Source organism: Amycolatopsis sp. 2-15 (genome assembly GCF_030285625.1).
In the GTDB taxonomy this organism is placed as follows: domain Bacteria; phylum Actinomycetota; class Actinomycetes; order Mycobacteriales; family Pseudonocardiaceae; genus Amycolatopsis; species Amycolatopsis carbonis.
In genome coordinates, this window is the sequence record NZ_CP127294.1 from 6200804 (window position 1) to 6217702 (window position 16899).

The 16899-nt window shown below is 71.5% G+C and carries 14 protein-coding genes and 1 pseudogene; 8 read left to right on the forward strand and 7 right to left on the reverse strand.

Going from position 1 to position 16899, the window contains the following annotated elements; all coding sequences use genetic code 11:
* Window positions 1-18 precede the first annotated feature (18 nt).
* A complete protein-coding gene (locus tag QRX50_RS30705) occupies window positions 19-831 on the reverse strand; it encodes an LLM class flavin-dependent oxidoreductase (protein WP_285966602.1) in 813 nt (270 codons plus the stop codon).
* A gap of 307 nt (window positions 832-1138) precedes the next feature.
* On the opposite strand from QRX50_RS30705, the gene QRX50_RS30710 reads away from it, so the two are divergent.
* The 5 genes from QRX50_RS30710 to QRX50_RS30730 all read left to right on the forward strand — a co-directional run bounded on the left by QRX50_RS30710 (window position 1139) and on the right by QRX50_RS30730 (window position 6400).
* On the forward strand, window positions 1139-2653 hold the full coding sequence (locus tag QRX50_RS30710; protein ID WP_285966603.1) for a glycoside hydrolase family 30 protein: 1515 nt from the start codon (window positions 1139-1141) through the stop codon (window positions 2651-2653).
* A gap of 105 nt (window positions 2654-2758) precedes the next feature.
* A complete protein-coding gene (locus QRX50_RS30715; protein ID WP_285974611.1) occupies window positions 2759-3754 on the forward strand; it encodes a zinc-binding alcohol dehydrogenase family protein in 996 nt (331 codons plus the stop codon).
* Window positions 3755-3825: 71 nt separating this feature from the next.
* A complete protein-coding gene (locus QRX50_RS30720) occupies window positions 3826-4353 on the forward strand; it encodes a PadR family transcriptional regulator (protein WP_285966604.1) in 528 nt (175 codons plus the stop codon).
* The gene (locus QRX50_RS30725) at window positions 4350-5564 is read left to right on the forward strand and encodes a cytochrome P450 (RefSeq protein ID WP_285966605.1); all 1215 of its coding nucleotides are present in this window, start codon (window positions 4350-4352) and stop codon (window positions 5562-5564) included. Before QRX50_RS30720 ends, QRX50_RS30725 begins: the two co-directional genes overlap by 4 nt.
* 143 nt (window positions 5565-5707) lie before the next feature.
* A complete protein-coding gene (locus QRX50_RS30730; RefSeq protein WP_285966606.1) occupies window positions 5708-6400 on the forward strand; it encodes a TetR/AcrR family transcriptional regulator in 693 nt (230 codons plus the stop codon).
* A gap of 36 nt (window positions 6401-6436) precedes the next feature.
* Here QRX50_RS30730 and QRX50_RS30735 read toward each other — a convergent pair whose 3' ends face one another.
* The 3 genes from QRX50_RS30735 to QRX50_RS30745 all read right to left on the reverse strand — a co-directional run bounded on the left by QRX50_RS30735 (window position 6437) and on the right by QRX50_RS30745 (window position 9632).
* The gene (locus QRX50_RS30735; protein ID WP_220241202.1) at window positions 6437-6745 is read right to left on the reverse strand and encodes an ArsR/SmtB family transcription factor; all 309 of its coding nucleotides are present in this window, start codon (window positions 6743-6745) and stop codon (window positions 6437-6439) included.
* Between the two features lie 68 nt (window positions 6746-6813).
* Window positions 6814-9219 carry a glycoside hydrolase family 2 protein gene (locus QRX50_RS30740; RefSeq protein ID WP_285966607.1) on the reverse strand — a complete coding sequence of 802 codons (2406 nt, stop codon included), beginning with the start codon at window positions 9217-9219 and terminating at the stop codon, window positions 6814-6816.
* 2 nt (window positions 9220-9221) lie between these two features.
* The gene (locus tag QRX50_RS30745) at window positions 9222-9632 is read right to left on the reverse strand and encodes a winged helix-turn-helix transcriptional regulator (RefSeq protein ID WP_285966608.1); all 411 of its coding nucleotides are present in this window, start codon (window positions 9630-9632) and stop codon (window positions 9222-9224) included.
* A gap of 93 nt (window positions 9633-9725) precedes the next feature.
* Between QRX50_RS30745 and QRX50_RS30750 the strand changes: the two genes are divergently transcribed.
* Window positions 9726-10544: an NAD(P)H-binding protein gene (locus QRX50_RS30750; RefSeq protein WP_285966609.1), complete on the forward strand. Its 819-nt coding sequence runs from the start codon at window positions 9726-9728 to the stop codon at window positions 10542-10544.
* A gap of 84 nt (window positions 10545-10628) precedes the next feature.
* Here the strand turns inward: QRX50_RS30750 and QRX50_RS30755 are convergent, their stop codons facing one another.
* The 3 genes and pseudogenes from QRX50_RS30755 to QRX50_RS30765 form a co-directional block, all read right to left on the reverse strand.
* The gene (locus QRX50_RS30755; RefSeq protein ID WP_285966610.1) at window positions 10629-11528 is read right to left on the reverse strand and encodes an NAD-dependent protein deacetylase; all 900 of its coding nucleotides are present in this window, start codon (window positions 11526-11528) and stop codon (window positions 10629-10631) included.
* Window positions 11529-11537: 9 nt separating this feature from the next.
* Window positions 11538-13025: pseudogene (locus tag QRX50_RS30760) on the reverse strand (sugar porter family MFS transporter).
* A gap of 382 nt (window positions 13026-13407) precedes the next feature.
* Entirely contained in the window at window positions 13408-14805 is a 1398-nt protein-coding gene (locus tag QRX50_RS30765; protein WP_285966611.1) for a PI-PLC domain-containing protein, read from the reverse strand.
* A 79-nt stretch (window positions 14806-14884) separates the two neighbouring features.
* On the opposite strand from QRX50_RS30765, the gene QRX50_RS30770 reads away from it, so the two are divergent.
* Complete coding sequence (locus tag QRX50_RS30770) at window positions 14885-15667, forward strand: nucleotidyltransferase domain-containing protein (RefSeq protein ID WP_285966612.1); 783 nt, start codon at window positions 14885-14887, stop codon at window positions 15665-15667.
* A 277-nt stretch (window positions 15668-15944) separates the two neighbouring features.
* Window positions 15945-16898: an ABC transporter ATP-binding protein gene (locus tag QRX50_RS30775; RefSeq protein ID WP_285966613.1), complete on the forward strand. Its 954-nt coding sequence runs from the start codon at window positions 15945-15947 to the stop codon at window positions 16896-16898.
* The last annotated feature ends 1 nt before the right edge of the window (window position 16899 follow it).

Here is a 16899-nt window from a genome sequence, read left to right on the forward strand (position 1 = left end):
GGGGTGTGATCCGAGGCGTCAGGGCAGCGGCGGCCCGGCGTCGACGACCTCCATCGAGAGGTCGAGGGGGTCGAAGTGGATGAGCGACTCCAGCCACCACGTCATGCCCGCCGCGGTCAGTGCGTCGAGGTCGATCGTCGGGGGGTGGTTCCAGGCGGGGCTGGCGTTGCCGGCCACGGCGACGTCGAAGGGGCGGTCGGCCGGGCGCGTGGCGGTGACCAGGCGGGACAGCTCCTCCGGTGCCGGCGGGTGGGGGCCGGCGAGGGGGAAGATGCCGTCGCTCGTGGTGGCGCGGGCGAGGACGCGCGGGTGGTCGGTGGACATCGCGGTCCAGACGGGGATGGGGTGGGGTTCGGGAGCAGCGGCGTCGAGGTCGACGTGGAAGTGGTCGCCGCGGTGGTGCACCTCGGTGCCCGACCAGACGGCGCGGACGATCGCCAAGGCCTCGTCGAACTTCGCCGAGCGGGGGCCGAGGGGTTCGCCGAAGCGGCTGAAGTCGCCGGTTTCGTCGGAGCCGAGGCCGGTGCCGAGGACGAGCCGTCCGCCCGAGAGCCGGCTGACGGTCGAGGCCTGGCGAGCGAGCACCCACGGGCGGCGCCGCGCCGGGGGCGTGACCATCGGGCCGAGCAGGATCGTGCTGGTCGCCTGGGCGATCGCGGCGAGCGTGGTCCACGGGTCAGCGATCGGCGGCGCGCCGGGCACGACGTGGTCCCACAGGAACACCCCGTCCCAGCCGGCGGCCTCGGCCCGCACGGCGAGCTCGACCAGGGCCGCCGGGTCGCCGAACGGTCCGAACGGCGGCAGGTAAAGGCCGTGGCGAAGGGAGCTCATCGGCGGGTTTCCTCACATGAAGGGAATCGGGACACCGTAACGAGTCCTCGTCAGCGGGCTGAATTGCCTTACCCGGCAACGGGAACGCGCCCGGGCGGTTGCCGGTCAGCGGCACGAGAAGTGGCCGGACGGGCGGACAAACCGCCCCAACGATGGGAAACCGAAGCGGGGATCTTGTCATCGCGCCCGCGGTTTGGTTGTGTCGGTGCGGACCCCGGTCGCGGCCGCCAACGCGGGCACGGGTTCCCCACGGTGCCGATCAGGTGCCGTGTCCGCTGGGTTTTCCCCGTGAAACGAAGGAATCTGCATGCCGCGCTTGCGAAGAGTGCTGTGTTCGGTGACGGCCGCGGCGGCCGCCGTGACCGTGGCGGCCGGGTCGGCGACCGCCGCCTCCGGGCCCGAGATCGCGCCCGCCGCCCAGGTGCCGTCGGCTCAGGCGCCGGCCGCCGTGTCGCGGACCGTCCACGAGTGGCTCACCAACCCCGGTGACACCACGCCCGTCGACACGCAGCTGAGCTGGCAGAGCCCGGCCGCCGCGGCGCCCACGACGGTCCGCATCGATCCGAACGTGAAGTTCCAGACCGTGTCCGGCTTCGGCGCGGCCATCACCGACTCCTCGGCCCAGGTGCTCTACGGCCTCACGCCGGGCAACCGCGACGAAGTCATGAAGAACCTCTTCGACCCGCGCGCCGGCGCGGGCATCAGCTTCCTGCGCCAGCCCATCGGTGCGTCGGACTTCGCCGTCGGCCAGGACTACAGCTACGACGACCTGCCGGCCGGGCAGACCGACTACGACCTGAAGCACTTCTCCATCGCCCACGACGAGACGCAGATCCTCCCGCTCGTGCGCCAGGCGAAGAAGCTGAACCCACAGCTGGAGATCGTCGCGAGCCCCTGGAGCATGCCGGGCTGGATGAAGACGTCCGGCTCGATGATCGACGGCAAGCTCATCGACTCGCCGAAGATCTACCGCGCCTACGCGCTGTACCTCGTGAAGTTCCTGCAGGCCTACCGCAAGGCCGGCGTGCACGTGGACTACCTGACCGTGCAGAACGAGCCGCAGGCGCTGGAGCGCAAGAACTACCCGGGCACCGATCTGCCGTGGCAGCAGGAGGCGAAGGTCATCGAGGCCCTCGGCCCGGCCATCCGCGCCGCCGGGCTCGACACGAAGATCCTCGGCTTCGACCACAACTGGAGTGAGCACCCCGGCGACATCGCCTCGCACCAGCGGGCGGGGGAGGACCCGCAGCCGGAGTACCCGTACGACCTGCTGTCCACCCCGGCCGCGAAGTGGATGGCCGGCACCGCCTACCACTGCTACTACGGTTCGTCCGACGCTCAGACGCCGTTGAAGGCTTCGTTTCCCGGCAAGGACATCTTCATGACCGAGTGCGAGGGCGGAGACTCGTCCACGATCCTCGGCGTGATGCAGAACTGGGGCCGCAGCTCCATCGACTGGAACATCGCGCTCGACGAGAACCACGGCCCGCACCTGGGCGGCTGCGGCACCTGCAACGGCACCATCACGGTGAACTCGCAGACGAAGGCCGTGACCTACAACGACCAGTACCGCGACATCGAGCACTTCTCGAAGTTCGTGCCGCCGGGCTCGGTGCACATCGCGTCGTCCGTGGTCTACACCAGCGGCAGCAGCACGCCGATCGAGGCGGTCGCGTTCACCAACCCCGACCGCTCGACCACCGTGGTCGCGCTGAACACCGCGAAGACCGAGCAGACGTTCACCGTCGTCTCCGGTGACCGCTCGTTCGACGCGACCGTGGGCGCCGGCGCCACCGTCACCTTCCAGTGGAGCGGCCGCTGACCGACCGGGTGGCGCGGGGCGGCGGAGAGCCCGCCGCCCCGCACCGCGCGCGGTACGTTCGGGTTCCCGGACGAAGGAGCGGCGATGGCGGGACTGCCGGCCACGATGCGGTCGTGGCGCGTCACGGCGCCGGGGCCGATCGGCACCGGGCCGCTGACGCCCGCGAGCGGACCGGTGCCCGAACCGGCGCCCGGTGAACTGCTCGTGCGGGTGTTCGTGTGCGGCGTGTGCCGCACGGATCTCCACGTCGCGGAAGGGGATCTGCCGGTGTACCGGCCGGCGGTGACACCGGGGCACGAGGTGGTCGGCGAGGTCCTCGCCCTGGGTGAAAACCCAGGGGATGCCTTCGCGATCGGTGATCGCGTCGGGATCGCCTGGCTGCGCCACACGTGCGGCACGTGCCAGTTCTGCTTGCGGGGCAAGGAAAACCTCTGCCCCGCATCGCGCTACACGGGCTGGGACGCCGACGGCGGCTACGCGGAGTACGCCGTGGTCCCGGCGGACTACGCCCATCACCTGCCCGCCGGCTACCGCGACGACGAGCTCGCGCCGCTGCTGTGCGCTGGGCTCATCGGCTACCGCGCGCTGCTGCGGGCCGAAGTGCCCGAAGGCGGTCGCCTCGGTGTGTACGGCTTCGGCGGCAGCGCGCACCTCGCCACGCAGGTGGCCCTCGCGCGGGGCGCGACCGTCCACGTGGTCACGCGCAGCCGCGCGGCGCAGCGGCTCGCGCTCGACCTCGGGGCCGCTTCGGCGGGGGAGGAGCCGCCGCCCGAGCCGCTTGACTCGGCGATCCTGTTCGCCCCCGCCGGCGGGCTGGTGCCCGTCGCGCTGGCCGCGCTGGACCGCGGCGGCACGCTCGCGATCGCGGGCATTCACCTGTCCGACGTGCCCGGGCTGAACTACCAGCGGCACCTGTTCCAGGAGCGGCAGCTGCGCAGCGTCACGGCCAACACGCGGGCCGACGCCCGGGAGTTCCTCGCCTTCGCGGGCCGCCACCACCTCGAAGTGACCACGCGTCCGTATGCACTGGGCCGCGCGGACGAGGCTCTCGCGGACCTCGCCGCGGGCCGGTTCGCCGGCGCCGCCGTGCTGCACGCTTGACGGGGATTTTCCGGCGGATCCACCGGTTCGGCCGTTGCTAGGTCACCATGACCTAGGTTACGGTGACCTAAATGTGGATCGACGTCCTGCTGCTCGCGAGCCTCGCCAGGCAGCCCATGCACGGCTACGAACTGCGCCGGAAGGTCGAGGAGTCGAGCGGCCGGGCGCTGTCCAACAACTCGCTCTACCCGGCGCTGCGCCGCTTCGCCGAAGCCGGCGCTGTCACGCGCAGCGCCGAGACGCAGGAGGGCAAGCCGCCGCGGCACGTCTACACGATCACCGACGTCGGCCGCGAGCTGCTGCACGACCTGCTCGCGGACCTGCCGCCGGACCTGGCCGGCGACTCGACCGAGTTCCTCTCCCGGCTCGCCGGGTTCGGCTGGCTCGAGCCCGTGGAACGGCTGCGGGTGCTCGACGCGCGGGAAACCGCGCTCGCCGCTCAGGGCGAGCGGCTGGGGAAGCTCGCCGAGGCGCAGGAGGACCCGTGGAGCCGGCTGGTGCTGGCCGAGGTCGGCCGCCGCGCCGAGCAGGAACTGAGCTGGCTCGCGACGGTGCGTGCGCGGGCCCGGAAACCGTCACCCGAGGAGGAGATCCGATGACCACCACCGAGCGTGCGCCACGGCTGCCGTTCGACCGGCCCAACGTGCTCGAGATCGCGCCGCTGTACCAGGTTCTGCGCCGGGAAGACCCCATCGCGCGCGTGACCACGCCGGCCGGCGACCCGGCCTGGCTCGTGACGCGGTTCGAGGAGGCCCGCGCGGTGTTCGCCGACCCGCGCTTCGGCCGTTCGCACCCGAAGCCGGAGGAGGCCTCGGCGGTGTCCGATGCCGCGGTGCTGAGCGGGCCGCAGGGCGACTACGAAACCGAGCACGCCGAGCACGCGCGGCTGCGGCGCCTGCTGGTGCCGGCGTTCTCGGCCAACCGGATGCGCAAGCTCGGCGAGCACATCCAGGAGCTCGCTGACCGGTGCCTCGACGAGCTCGAAGCCGCGCACGACGCCGCGGGCGGCGAACCCGTGAACCTGCATGACTTCCTGTCGTTCCCCCTGCCGGTGCTGGTGATCTGCGAGCTGCTCGGCGTGCCGTACGCCGACCGCGACAAGTTCCGCGACCTGTCCGACCGCATCGGTGTGCTCGACAGCGGCGGCGACGCGAAGCTCGCGATGGACGAATTCGCCGCCTACATGGGCGAGCTGGCCGACAAAAAGCGCGCGGAGCCGGCACAGGACGTCGTGTCCGACCTCGTCGCCGCGCAGGCCGACGACCCGACGTTCACCGACGACGACCTCGCCCGGCTGGGCGCGGGCCTGCTCTTCGCCGGCCACGAGACCACGTCGAACCGCATCGACCTCGGCGTGCTGTTCCTGCTCACCGACCTCGCGCGCCGCGACGCGCTGGCCGCCGACCCCGAGGGCCGCGTGCACGCCACGGTCGAGGAGATCCTGCGGATGTCCGCGCCGGGTGGCTTGGGCCTGTTGCGCTACGCCCACGAGGATGTCGAGCTCGGCGGCGTCGCGATCCAGCGCGGCGACGCCGTGATGATCTCGACCTCGTCGGCCAACCGCGACGCGAGCGTGTTCGCCGACCCCGAGGAGTTCGACGCCGACCGCAAACCCAACTCCCACATCGCTTTCGGCTACGGCGGGTTCTTCTGCATCGGTGCGAGCCTGGCGCGCACCGAGCTGCGCGTGGTGTTCAGCGAGCTGTTCCGCCGCTTCCCGAACCTGCGCCTGGCCGTGGACGTCGACGACCTCGACGTCCGCTCCAACCGCCTCACGGGTGGGGTTTCGAGCGTGCCGGTCACCTGGTGACCGCGCCGGGCCGCACTCCTGACGGGGGTGCGGCCCGTGCCGCTCCGTTGTTGATGGGGATCAGTGATAGAGATAGTCCGTAGCGGCGCTATGATGTGCGTAACAGTGCTACGTTATCGGGATATCTGAGCTACACTGGGTGCATGGACATCCGCACCCAGATGCTGGAGGCCGCCGAGAAGCTGCTCGACGCCTCGCCCGACCGCGACATCTCCACGCGCGCCGTGTGCGAGGCGGTCGGGGTCGGCGCGCCGATGCTGTACCGCCTGTTCGGCGACAAGAACGGCCTGCTCTCGGCCGTCGTGGACCACGGGTTCGACCGCTACCTGGCCACCAAGCGCGCGGCCGAGCCGTCGGCCGACCCGATCGCCGACCTCAAGAACGGCTGGGACACCCACATCGCGTTCGCGCGGGAGCACCCGGCCGTCTACCGGCTGATGTACTCCCCGGCCTTCACCGAGATCCCCAGCGCCGCGCAGGAAGCTTTGCGGCTGCTGAAGGAGGTGCTCGTGCGCTGCGCCGCCATCGGCCGGCTGCGCGTCGACCCGGACGCCGCCGCGCAGCGCGTGATGTCGGCGAACATCGGGGTGGCGCTCAACATGGTCACCCAGCCGGACGTCTACACCGATCCCGAGCTGTCGCGGCGCGTGCGCGACGCCGTGCACGACAGTCTGCTCACTCCCGAGAACGGCACCGAGGAGACCGAGAGCTCGACGACTCCGCTGCCCACCGCGGCCCTGCAGCTCGCCGCCCTCCTGCGCACCGAGGACACCACCCTCGGCACCGAGGAGACGCAGCTGCTGCTGAAGTGGCTCGACGGCCTGGCCCGCGACTGACGAGTCCGAAGTGGACGGACCGTCCACGGTCGGGGATCAGGGCTCGGTGAGCACGAGGTCCAGCAGGCCGGGGAAGCGCGCGTCGAACTCGGAGCGCCGCAGCCGGTTGTAGCGGCGCGGTCCGCGGTCGAGCTGTTCGAGCAGCCCGGTGGAGCGCAGCACCGCGAAGTGGTGGCTCGCCGTCGCTTTCGACACCGGCAGGTCGAAGGTGCCGCACGCGCGCGAGAAGTCCGGCCCGTCCGAGAGCTCGCGCAGGATCGTGCGGCGCACCGGATCGGTCAGCGCGTCGAGCGCCTGCTGCAACGTCACCTCGGCCGGATCCGTGTGGGTCAACGTCCGCGCCATGCCGCCTCCCGGCGTTCTCGTGTCACTCCGGCGTCCGTGTGCGATCGTACCCGCGTCCGGCGAGTGGCTCAGACCGCGGAGATCGTGGCCGATCCCGTGTCCAGAAACGGATGCGACGCGGTCACGGTGATCGTCCCGGGCGTGTCGCGCATCGAGCGGATCCACACCGCCGCCGCGCCGCCGAGGGCGCCGAAGTCCAGGAACTGGTCGCCGATCAGGACTCCCGGCCCGTCGACCGCGACGCTGAGCACCCCGCGCGCGTGCGGGCGCGGTGCGCCGTAGCGGTCCACGGACCGGAGCGTGACGCGCGTGGTGTCCTGGCCGTCGGCGGTGATGGCGCCGTCGTCGGCGGTCACGGCCAGCGTGTCGAACTCCGGGTCGGCGCTGAACCTGCGGCGCAGCACCGTCTGCCCCTTCACCCGGCCCTCGATCGTCAGGTCCGGGCGGGCCTTCCCGGTCACGGTGAGGTTCACCAGGAACGGCGGGTGCTTCAGATGCGGGAACCGCGCGTGGTCGGGCTGCACGGTGACCGGTCGCCGGCCCGCGACGGTGACCACGAGCTGGTCGCAGTTCGACCAGATCAGCGCGTTGCGACCGGGTCCGCCGCGCGGAGAGCCGGGACCGAAGTCCCAGTAGAACGCGGGCTCGATCACCGCACCGCGCGACGGGGCCCGTTGCGCGCGGTAGAAACCCGCGCCCAGCTTGGGAATCCGGAAGAAATCGACCACGCCGGGGTACTTCACCCCGCGCAGCGAGTGGTACCAGCCGGACGGGTAGTCGAAGCCGCACCACGCGATCAGCCCGCAGTAGCGCGGGTCGGCCGCGGCGTGTTCGTGCACCCACGCGTGCAGCATGCTCTGCTCCCGCTGCACGTCGGCGGCGTCGGTACGCCGGAAGTACGGCGCGCCCACGAGGGTGCCCACGGCTTCGCTCACCAGGTATGGCACGCCCCGGCGCGGCGGACGCAATGTCGGCGGCGCGTTGCGCGAGGGCGGGCGGCTGTAGTCGTTGAACGAGAAGACCCCGCCGTTCTCCTTCACCGGGTACAGCGGCGAGACGTAGCCCTTCTGCCCGGCGACCGCCCCGGTGCACGGCCGCATCGGGTCGAGCTCGGCGGCCAGCTGGTCGGTCTTGCCGTAGAGCGTGTATTGGCCCAGCGTCTCGTTCACGCGCGTGCCCCACACGATGATCGACGGGTGGTTGCGGTCGCGCACGATCATGTCGTGCACGTCGCGCACCGCGAGCTCCTGCCACGCGGTGTCGCCCACGTGGTCCCAGCCGGGCAGCTCCTCCCAGACGAGGATGCCGAGCTCGTCGCACGCGTCGAGGAACGCGGGCGACTGCGGATAGTGCGAGCAGCGCACCATGTTGACGTTGAGCTCGTTCTTGAGGATCTCGGCGTCGCGCCGCTGCACGCGCTCGGGCATCGCACCGCCGACGAACGGGTACCACTGGTGGCGGTTGAGCCCGAAGAGCTTGAGCGGGCGGCCGTTGAGGCGGAAACCGTCCACAGTGAACTGGGCGTCGCGCAGCCCGGTGCGCACCGGGTAGGTGTGGACCTTGCGCCCCGCGACCGAGAGCGTGACCAGGACGTCGCACATCGCCGGCTCGTCGACGTCCCACAGCTTCACCGCGTCGAGGCCTTGGAGTGTGACGGTGGTGTTCGTCTCGCCCTTGCGCAGTCCCGTGACGTCGGTGGCCGCGGTGGCGATCTCGGTGCCGGCCTGGCTCAGCGTCGCCGTGAGCCGCACGGGCCCCTTCACCGCCTTCGCCGCATCGACGGTGCAGTGCACCACCACCGCGCGGTTCGGCGTGAGCACGGCGATCTGCTGGGCGTACACATCGGACAGGTAGGCCTGCGGGGTGCCGTAGAGGTTGACCGTGCGGTAGATGCCGGCGGGCTGGTAGAAGTCGATGGCCGTCGGGTTCGGGTACTCGGGCAGGTCCGGGGGAGTGTCCTGCTGCCAGCGGCCGTCGACGGCCACGGCGAGCACGTTGTCGGAGTCGGTGAGCAGCCCGGTGACCTCGCAGGTGAGCGGCAGGTATCCGCCGCTCTGCGAGGCGACCCGTCGGCCGTTGAGGAACACGGTGGTGGCGCTGAGCACCCCGTCGAACCGCAGGAACGCGCGATTCTTGCGCAGCTGCGGCGGCACGAAGAAGTGCTGGCGGTACACCCACAGGTGCTGCCAGTCGTTCGGGTGCCAGCCGTCCCACGACAGCGGCGTGACGCAGTGGGGCACCGACACGAGCGTCATGGACCGGTCGTCGAAGTCCACTTCGGTGCAGCCGGGCACGAACGGGCCGAACAGCCAGTCGGCACCGAACCCGCCCGTCGCTTCCACCGGCTCGGGGTGGTGCAACGCGGCCGAGAGCGCGCCCGAGGCCGCGATGGCCGCGCCGGCGCCGAACAGGAACGTGCGCCGGGCGTGACCGGTCCTCGGGACAGCCGTGCCCCCGGGTTCTTCCTCCGCCATGCCTACGCGCTCTGCCGGCCGCCGGACTCGTCGTACCCGGACTGCGTGGCGAGGATTTCGACCGCGTGGTCGCGCAGCCAGGAGAAGAGCGTCGAAAGCTGGTCGCCGGTGCCGCGGCCGAGCGGCGTGAGGCCGTAGCTGACCTGCGGCGGCGTGGTGGGCTCGACCCGGCGCCACACGAGGCCGTCGCGCACGAGGGTGCGCAGGGTCTGCGCCAGCATCTTCTCGCTCACGCCTTCGATGCCGCGGCGGAGCTCGAAGAACCGCAGTTCCCGGTCCCGCAAGGCGATCAGCACCCACACGCCCCAACGGCTGGTGACGTGGTCGAGCACCGTCCGCGCCGGGCAGTCGGTGTGAAACACCTCATACCCGTCACGGGTCGACCGGCCCGCGAACTGCGTCCATTCCTCCATGTCGTGAGCTTACTTAAAGGTGCGTCCTTCCGGCCGGGGGACGCGCACGGCACCTTCGTGACCACTGTGGATCGTAAGGAACGGAGCGCGAAGATGATCGTGGTGACGGGGGCGACGGGCAACATCGGCCGTCCGCTGGTGGCGGCGCTGGCGGCGGCGGGGGCGCCGGTGACGGCGGTGTCGCGGACGGCGCCGGCCGGCCTGCCCGAGGGCGTGGCGCACCAGGTCGCGGACCTGGCCGCGCCGGAGTCCCTGCGCGAGGTGGTGGCCGGGGCGGACGCGCTGTTCCTCTTCCCGGGCGGTCCGGCTCCGGCGGAGCTGGCCGACGTCGCGAAGGCCGGGGGAGTGCGGCGGCTGGTGCTGCTGTCCTCGCAGGGCGCGGCCACGCGGCCCGAGGCTTATGCGTTTTTCGCGGCGTACGAACAGGCTGTTCGCTCGGCGGTGCCTGCGGCGGCGATCCTGCGGCCGAGCGGGTTCACCACCAACACACTGGGGTGGGCTCCTTCGGTCCGGGCTTCGCGGCTCGTCGAAGCCCCCTTCGGCGATGTGGCGCTCCCGTTCGTCGACCCGGCGGACATCGCGGCGGTCGCCGCCGCGGCACTGCTGGACGACTCGCACGACGGCGCCGAGTACGACGTGACCGGCCCCGAAGCGCTGACCCCGCGCGAGCGGGCGGCGGTCATCGGCACCGCGCTCGGCGAGCCCGTCCGGTTCGTCGAGCAGACGCCGGACGAGGCTCGCGCGCGGATGCTGGAGTTCATGCCGGCGCCCATCGTCGAGGCGACGCTGGGAGTGCTGGGTTCCCCGCTGCCCGCGGAACGCCGGGTGAGCCCCGACGTGCGGCGGGTGCTGGGCCGCCCGGCCCGGACGTTCGGCGAGTGGGTGGCGGACTCCGTCGCCGCGTTCCGCTGAGGGCCGGGCGAAGATGCCGCTTACTCCCGTGCCGGGTTCGACCGGGTACCACCGCGAACCGGCACGGACTGCGGTAGGCCCGCGTCAGGCGAGGCGCGCGGGTCCGCCGACGAGTTCGACGAGATCGATCAGGTCGGTCAGCGCCTCGCCCAGCGGCAGGTCGACGCGGACCTGTGCGTGGGCGTCGCCGCGGGTCTGGCCGCGGTTGACGATGAGGACGGGCTTGCCGGTTTTCGCGGCGTGGCGGACGAAGCGCAGGCCGGACATGACTGTGAGCGACGAGCCGAGGACGAGCACCGCCGAAGCCTCGTCGACCAGGCGGTAACAGCGCTCGACCCGGGCGCGTGGCACGTTCTCGCCGAAGAACACCACGTCGGGCTTCAGCACGCCGGCGCACGCGGTGCAGTCGACGAGCGTGAACGTGCGCACGGCTTCCTCGGCGAGGTCGACGTCGCCGTCCGGGTTGATGCGGGTGGCGGTGCCGCCGAAGTCCGGGTTGGCCGCGCGCAGGCGGTCGTGGAGCTCTTCGCGCGGCGTGGTGCGGCGGCAGCCGAGGCAGATCACGCGGTCGAGGTTGCCGTGCAGCTCCACCACACCGCGCGTGCCCGCCGCGCGGTGCAGGCCGTCGACGTTCTGCGTGATCACGCCGGACAGCAGGCCGGCTTCGCGCAGGGTCGCGACGGCGTGGTGCCCGGAGTTGGGTTCGGCCCGCGCGATGGTGCGCCAGCCGAGGTGGCTGCGGGCCCAGTAGCGGCGGCGGCCCTCGATGCTGCTCGTGAACTCGTCGTAGGTCATCGGGGTGTGCCGGCGCAGGCTGCCGGACTCGCCGCGGTAGTCGGGAATGCCGGACTCGGTGGAGATCCCCGCCCCGCTCAGCACCACCACGCGGCCGCGGGAGACGACCTCGGCCACCTCGGCGACACTTCCGGTGCGCGGGAGCGGTTCACCCGTGCCGGTCCAGGTCAGGGTCGGTCGTGTCCGCACCCGATCAGCTTACGCACCCACGAGGTCGCGTTCGAGGTCCTCGAGGCTGCGGCCCTTCGTCTCCGGCATCAGCCGCCACACGAACACGAACGCGAGCGCGGTCATGACCGCGAAGAACAGGAAGTTGAGCCCGGCCCCGAAGGCGTCCAGCAGCGGCGGGAACACGAGCGCGACCGCGAGGTTGAACAACCAGTTGAAGACCACGCAGACGCTCACGGCCGCCGCGCGGATCCGCAACGGGAACAGCTCCGGCAGCGCGACCCACTGCACCGGGCCCCACGACACCGAGAACGACGCGACGTACACGGCGATCCCGGCCAGCGTCAGGCCGAGCAGCAGCGGTCCCTTCGTCATCCCGCCGAGGTTGACCACGGCCAGCAGCACCATCGCCGCGCACATGCCGAGCGCGCCCACGAGCAGCAGCGGCCGCCGGCCCGCGCGGTCGATCAGTCGCATCGCGGGCAGCGTCATGAGCATGTTCACGGCGCCGATGCCCACGTTGGCGAGGATCGCGCCGGACGAGCCGAACCCGACGTTGGTCAGCAGGGTGGGCGCGTAGTAGATGATCGTGTTGATGCCCACGAAGTTCTGGAAGAACACGAGCAGCATCCCGACCGTGAACACCTTCCGCGGCCGTCCGCCCGTGAGCATCCGCAGCCGCAACGGTTCCGCGCGTTCGGCCTCGTCGCGGGCGCCGTCGCGGATGTCGGCCAGCTCGGCGTCGGCCGCGTCCTCGCTGCCGCGCAACCGCGTGAGCACCGTGCGGGCCGTGCGTTCGTCGTGCTTGTTGACCGCGAGCCAGCGCGGGCTCTCGGGTTGCGTGTAGATGCCGGCGACGAGCAGCACGGCCGGCACCACGCCCAGCCCGATCATCCATCGCCACGCGCCCCAGCCCGACAGGGCGTAGTCGGCGATGTAGGCGACCAGGATCCCGACGGTGACCAGCAGCTGCATCAACGAGGTGAGCTTGCCGCGCACCTCCTTCGGCGCCAGCTCCGACAGCTACATCGGCACCACCACCGACGCGATCCCCACGCCGATGCCCATCACGAACCGGAAAGCCACGAGCATCGGCGCCGCACCCGACAAGGCCGCGCCGACCGTGCCGACGATGAACACCACCCCGGAGCCGAGGATCATCCGGCGCCGGCCCAGCGAGTCGGCCAGCCGGCCCGCGAGGCCCGCGCCCGCCATCGACCCGGCCAGCAGCCCGGAGACGACCATGCCCTGCACGATGGGGCTCAACGGGATGTCGCGGCCGATGTAGAGCAACGCGCCGGAGATGACCCCTGTGTCGTAGCCCCACAGGATCCCGCCCAGCGCGCCGAAGAACCAGATGCCGAAGTTCGCTGCTGGCCGCCCGCTCACCTGTCGATCATGACCCGGACGGCGAAGATCGGCAGCGTGAACGCCGGTTTCCGTGCCCGGCAACGCGAATCCCCCGGACGGGGCAGAAGCCGGTTCGGTCGCGGCGCGGCTGGGTACCACAGACTGCATGTGGTTCGCGTTGGGTACACCCGTGGTCCTGATGGTCGCCGCCGTGTTGATGGAGCGGTTCGAGCGGCACTGCACGCGGGTCCCGGCGAGAGCCCAAAGCACGGCGGAACGGCCGGAACGGACTGCGGCACGGGATGTTCCGCGTCCGGTGGCGACGCACCAGGTGGCGTTACCGCACTGACTTCCCGCTGGGCGCGGACCACCGGGTGACACCGGAAACGTGGTGCGGCGCCGGTCACGGCGAGCCGAAACGGCGGCCAGGGACAGTGATCGGCGCGGGCACTTGCGGGGACAGGGTCGGGCTCCCACCGTCGGGGTGCGGGAGCCCGGCCCGTCGCGCGCGTGCCGTGTCCGGGTGACGGGGTCCGGCTACTGCGCCCCTCTACTGGGCCGCGCCCGAGGCCAGTGTCTGGTACCACGCGCCCCACGGGTGGTTGGTCGCCGCGTAGTTCGCCGGCGGGTTCGTGGCCAGGCCCGCCGAGTCGAAGTCCCAGCCGCGGACCAGGTGCCCGCTCTGGCGGGCCGAAGTGATGAACGCCGACTCCGTGGCGGGGGCGCCGTAGAACAGCGCGTCCTGCTGCAGCTCGGCCGGGTCGCCCTTCTGGTACTCGTCGAACGCGAGCTGCGGGTAGCGCACGCGCTCGCCGCTGACGCGGTCGGTGGCATACCGCAGGGTCTGGGCGGGCGTCGGGCCGTCGGCACCGGTCGACACGGTCACCCGGCGGGTGCCCGCCGTGCCGGTCGCCTTGGGGAACAGCGCGTCCGACGTCTTCGCGTTGCCGCTCCAGGTCACGGCGCCGGACGCGTCGAGCGCGCCCTGCCACTGCCAGTTCTGGCTCGAGGTCTGGCTGCGGTGGATCTCGCGCACGCCGGTGCCGGTGAAGGCGACGGTGGGGGACACGCCGTTGTCGTACTTCTGGCTCGCCGACCAGGTCAGCTCGCCGTCGGCGCCGAGCTTCGCCGTGTGGGACCAGAGCGTGGCAGCGGTCTGCGACTGGTGGACCTCCACGAGCCGGCCCGAGTCGTCGAGCGCGAGCGCGGGGGTCTGGCCGCTGTCGTAGCGGCCGTGGCGGTTCCACGACACGAGGCCGTCGGCACCGTACGTGCCGGTCCAGTACCAGAGCGCGCCGGCGCCGGAGTCGTGCACCTCCACGACCTGGCCGCGGCCGTTGATCGCCACCGCCGGGTGGTAGCCGACGTCGCGGCGGTACTCGGCGCGCGTGCCGCTCTCGCCCGAGAGGAGCGTGAGCACCTTGCCGCGCAGGGAGTCCGTCGTCGCGCCGGCCGGGTAGTCCTTGGCGAGCAGCAATCGCGGGCCGAACGCGGTCTGCAGCTCGTGGTTCACCGCGCCGAGGTTGCCGGCGGCGAACGACGGGTTGTCGGTGAGGTCGTCCTTGAGGTCGAGCATCACCACGATCGGCGCGGCCGTCGGGTGCGCGGCCGACCAGGTGTTCACCACGGCGAGCCAGTCGCGCAGGTTGTTCGACGCGGGGTTGCCGGCGTGGTCCACGAGGTCGCCCGGACTGCCGTGCCCGACGCCGTAGTCGTGGGTGGTGGCGTAGCCGTTGTCGTGGATGTCGAACTCGACGAAGCGGACGCCGTGGTCGAGCTGGTAGGTGATCGAGCCCTTCGCGCCGTCCACATCGCCGGAGTAGCTGTTGTGGGTGGCCTTGAAGATCGTCGAGGTGAACGGCGTGGCGGCCGCGGTCGCGGGTGCGGCGACCAGCGCGAACGCGGTGGCGGCCGCGGCGAGCGCCACGGGCGCGCGGAAGCGGTGCATGTGTGGGGACCCCCAGGTCGAGTGCGGAAAGTGGCGAAATCGTAACGATCATCCGCCGAGTTCATGGCATGTTCGGACGATGCCGGACAACAACGGGAAAATGTTTGCCGACCAGGTGGCCGACGTGCTGGGTGCGCTGCCCGGGGTCGAGGCGGTCGCGCTGGGCGGGTCACGCGCCCAGGGCAGCGCCGGCCCGGACAGCGACTGGGACGTGGCGGTCTATTACCGCGGCGCGTTCGACCCCGGCGACCTGCGCGCGCTCGGCTACCCCGGCGAGGTGTCGGAGCTCGGCGAGTGGGGCGGCGGCGTGTTCAACGGCGGCGCGTGGCTCACGATCGACGGCCGGCGCGTCGACGTCCACTACCGCGACCTGGATTCCGTGGAGCACGAGGTGGCCGAGGCGCGGGCCGGGCGGTTCCACTGGGAGCCGCTCGCGTTCCACCTCGCCGGCATCCCGAGCTACCTCGTCGTAGCCGAGCTGGCGATCAACAAGGTGCTGCGCGGCACCCTGCCGCGCCCGGAGTACCCGCCGGCGCTGCAGGAGAGCGCGCCGGAGTTCTGGCGCGCCTCGGCGGAGCAGACGCTCGGCTACGCGAAGAGCGCGCACGTCGAGCGCGGGCACACCACCGAGACCGCGGCGTCGGTCGGCATCGCGGCGCTGCAGACCGCGCACGCCGTGCTCGCCGCGCGGGGCGAGTGGGTCACGAACGAGAAGACCCTCATCGAGCGCGCCGGGCTGCGCGGGATCGACGACGTGCTCGGCGGCCTCGTCCACGACCTCGAAGGCGCCTTCGCCACGGCCGTCGCGCTGCTGCGCGCGGCCCGCTGGCAGTCGAACGAAGTGGCTAGTGTCGACAGTTGAAGCCTCGCCGCCAATGACACCTCGATAACGGGCCGATCCGTACCGAGGGGAATCGACGAGCCGCTTCGCTTGCGTGACCAGGAATTTTCCTTGCTGGGGAAGATCTTTTTCTCGCTCGATCATGGCGATCGTCTCACTGCGACCCTTGACACAGCCTGGGCTGGGGCAGAGACTCTCCCGAAGTGTCGACACCTTGCGAATAGCAGTGCAGCCATCAGCAAGGAGGAGCAGTAGTGAGCAACCCAGAAGTCCGACCGGTTGGGGTGGCGGTCGGCCGATGACCTCGTCGAATGTATGTCTGGACGCGCGTGACCTGTTGCTGGGCCACAAGGCCCGGCGCGGCAACGCGTTCTCCACGGCGGTCCTCGACCTCAACCTCCAGATCATGGACGAGGAGTTCGTGGTCATCGTCGGACCCAGCGGGTGCGGCAAGACCACGTTCCTCGAAGCCGTCGCCGGGCTGGTCCCGGTCGCCGGCGGTGCGCTCGAGGTGGGCGGCAAGGCCGTCAAGGGACCCGGCCCCGAACGATCGCTGGTGTTCCAGCACGCCTCGCTCTACCCGTGGCGGACGGTGCTGGACAACGTCCTCTTCGGACCGCAGGTGCAGGGCCGGCTCACGCGGGAGGTCCGCGCCCGGGCCGAGGAGCTGCTGGAGATCGTGGGCCTGTCCCACGTCGCCGGCAAGTACCCGCACGAGCTGTCCGGCGGCATGAAGCAGCGTGTGAACCTCGCGCGGGCCCTGGCCACCGACCCCACCCTGCTGCTGCTCGACGAGCCCTTCGGTGCGCTCGACGCGCAGACGCGCGAGAACCTGCAGGACGAGCTCCTGCGCATCTGGCAGGCGGACACCGTCAGCGCCAAGAAGACCGCGATGTTCGTGACCCACGATGTGAACGAGGCGGTGCTGCTGGCCGACCGCGTGCTCGTGTTCTCCCCGTCCCCGGCCCGGGTCGCCCTCGAGGTCAAGATCGACGCGCCCCGCCCGCGGGACGCGGCCTGGCGGCGCAGCTCCGAGTTCCTCGCCTACGGCGACCAGATCCTCGAGGCGCTGCACCACAAGCCGGCCGAGAAGACCGAAACCCCAGCCCCTGCCCCGGAATCCGCAGCTTCGGAAGACTCAGCGAGGAACCATGACAACGGCGTCAACTCTGACCAGGCCGCCGAGCACGCCCGGGCCGGCCGCGGCAGCGCAGTCCAGGGGACTGTCCGCCTGGGTACAGCGCAGGCGTAGC

Coding starts and splice junctions, on each gene's coding strand:
- QRX50_RS30730 (WP_285966606.1), top strand. CDS start 5,708: ATGGACATCCGCACCCAGATGCTGGAGGCCGCCGAGAAGCTGCTCGAC.
- QRX50_RS30750 (WP_285966609.1), top strand. CDS start 9,726: ATGATCGTGGTGACGGGGGCGACGGGCAACATCGGCCGTCCGCTGGTG.
- QRX50_RS30740 (WP_285966607.1), bottom strand. CDS start 9,219: ATGGCGGAGGAAGAACCCGGGGGCACGGCTGTCCCGAGGACCGGTCAC.
- QRX50_RS30775 (WP_285966613.1), top strand. CDS start 15,945: ATGACCTCGTCGAATGTATGTCTGGACGCGCGTGACCTGTTGCTGGGC.
- QRX50_RS30735 (WP_220241202.1), bottom strand. CDS start 6,745: ATGGCGCGGACGTTGACCCACACGGATCCGGCCGAGGTGACGTTGCAG.
- QRX50_RS30770 (WP_285966612.1), top strand. CDS start 14,885: ATGCCGGACAACAACGGGAAAATGTTTGCCGACCAGGTGGCCGACGTG.
- QRX50_RS30725 (WP_285966605.1), top strand. CDS start 4,350: ATGACCACCACCGAGCGTGCGCCACGGCTGCCGTTCGACCGGCCCAAC.
- QRX50_RS30710 (WP_285966603.1), top strand. CDS start 1,139: ATGCCGCGCTTGCGAAGAGTGCTGTGTTCGGTGACGGCCGCGGCGGCC.
- QRX50_RS30715 (WP_285974611.1), top strand. CDS start 2,759: ATGCGGTCGTGGCGCGTCACGGCGCCGGGGCCGATCGGCACCGGGCCG.
- QRX50_RS30705 (WP_285966602.1), bottom strand. CDS start 831: ATGAGCTCCCTTCGCCACGGCCTTTACCTGCCGCCGTTCGGACCGTTC.
- QRX50_RS30720 (WP_285966604.1), top strand. CDS start 3,826: ATGTGGATCGACGTCCTGCTGCTCGCGAGCCTCGCCAGGCAGCCCATG.
- QRX50_RS30765 (WP_285966611.1), bottom strand. CDS start 14,805: ATGCACCGCTTCCGCGCGCCCGTGGCGCTCGCCGCGGCCGCCACCGCG.
- QRX50_RS30745 (WP_285966608.1), bottom strand. CDS start 9,632: ATGGAGGAATGGACGCAGTTCGCGGGCCGGTCGACCCGTGACGGGTAT.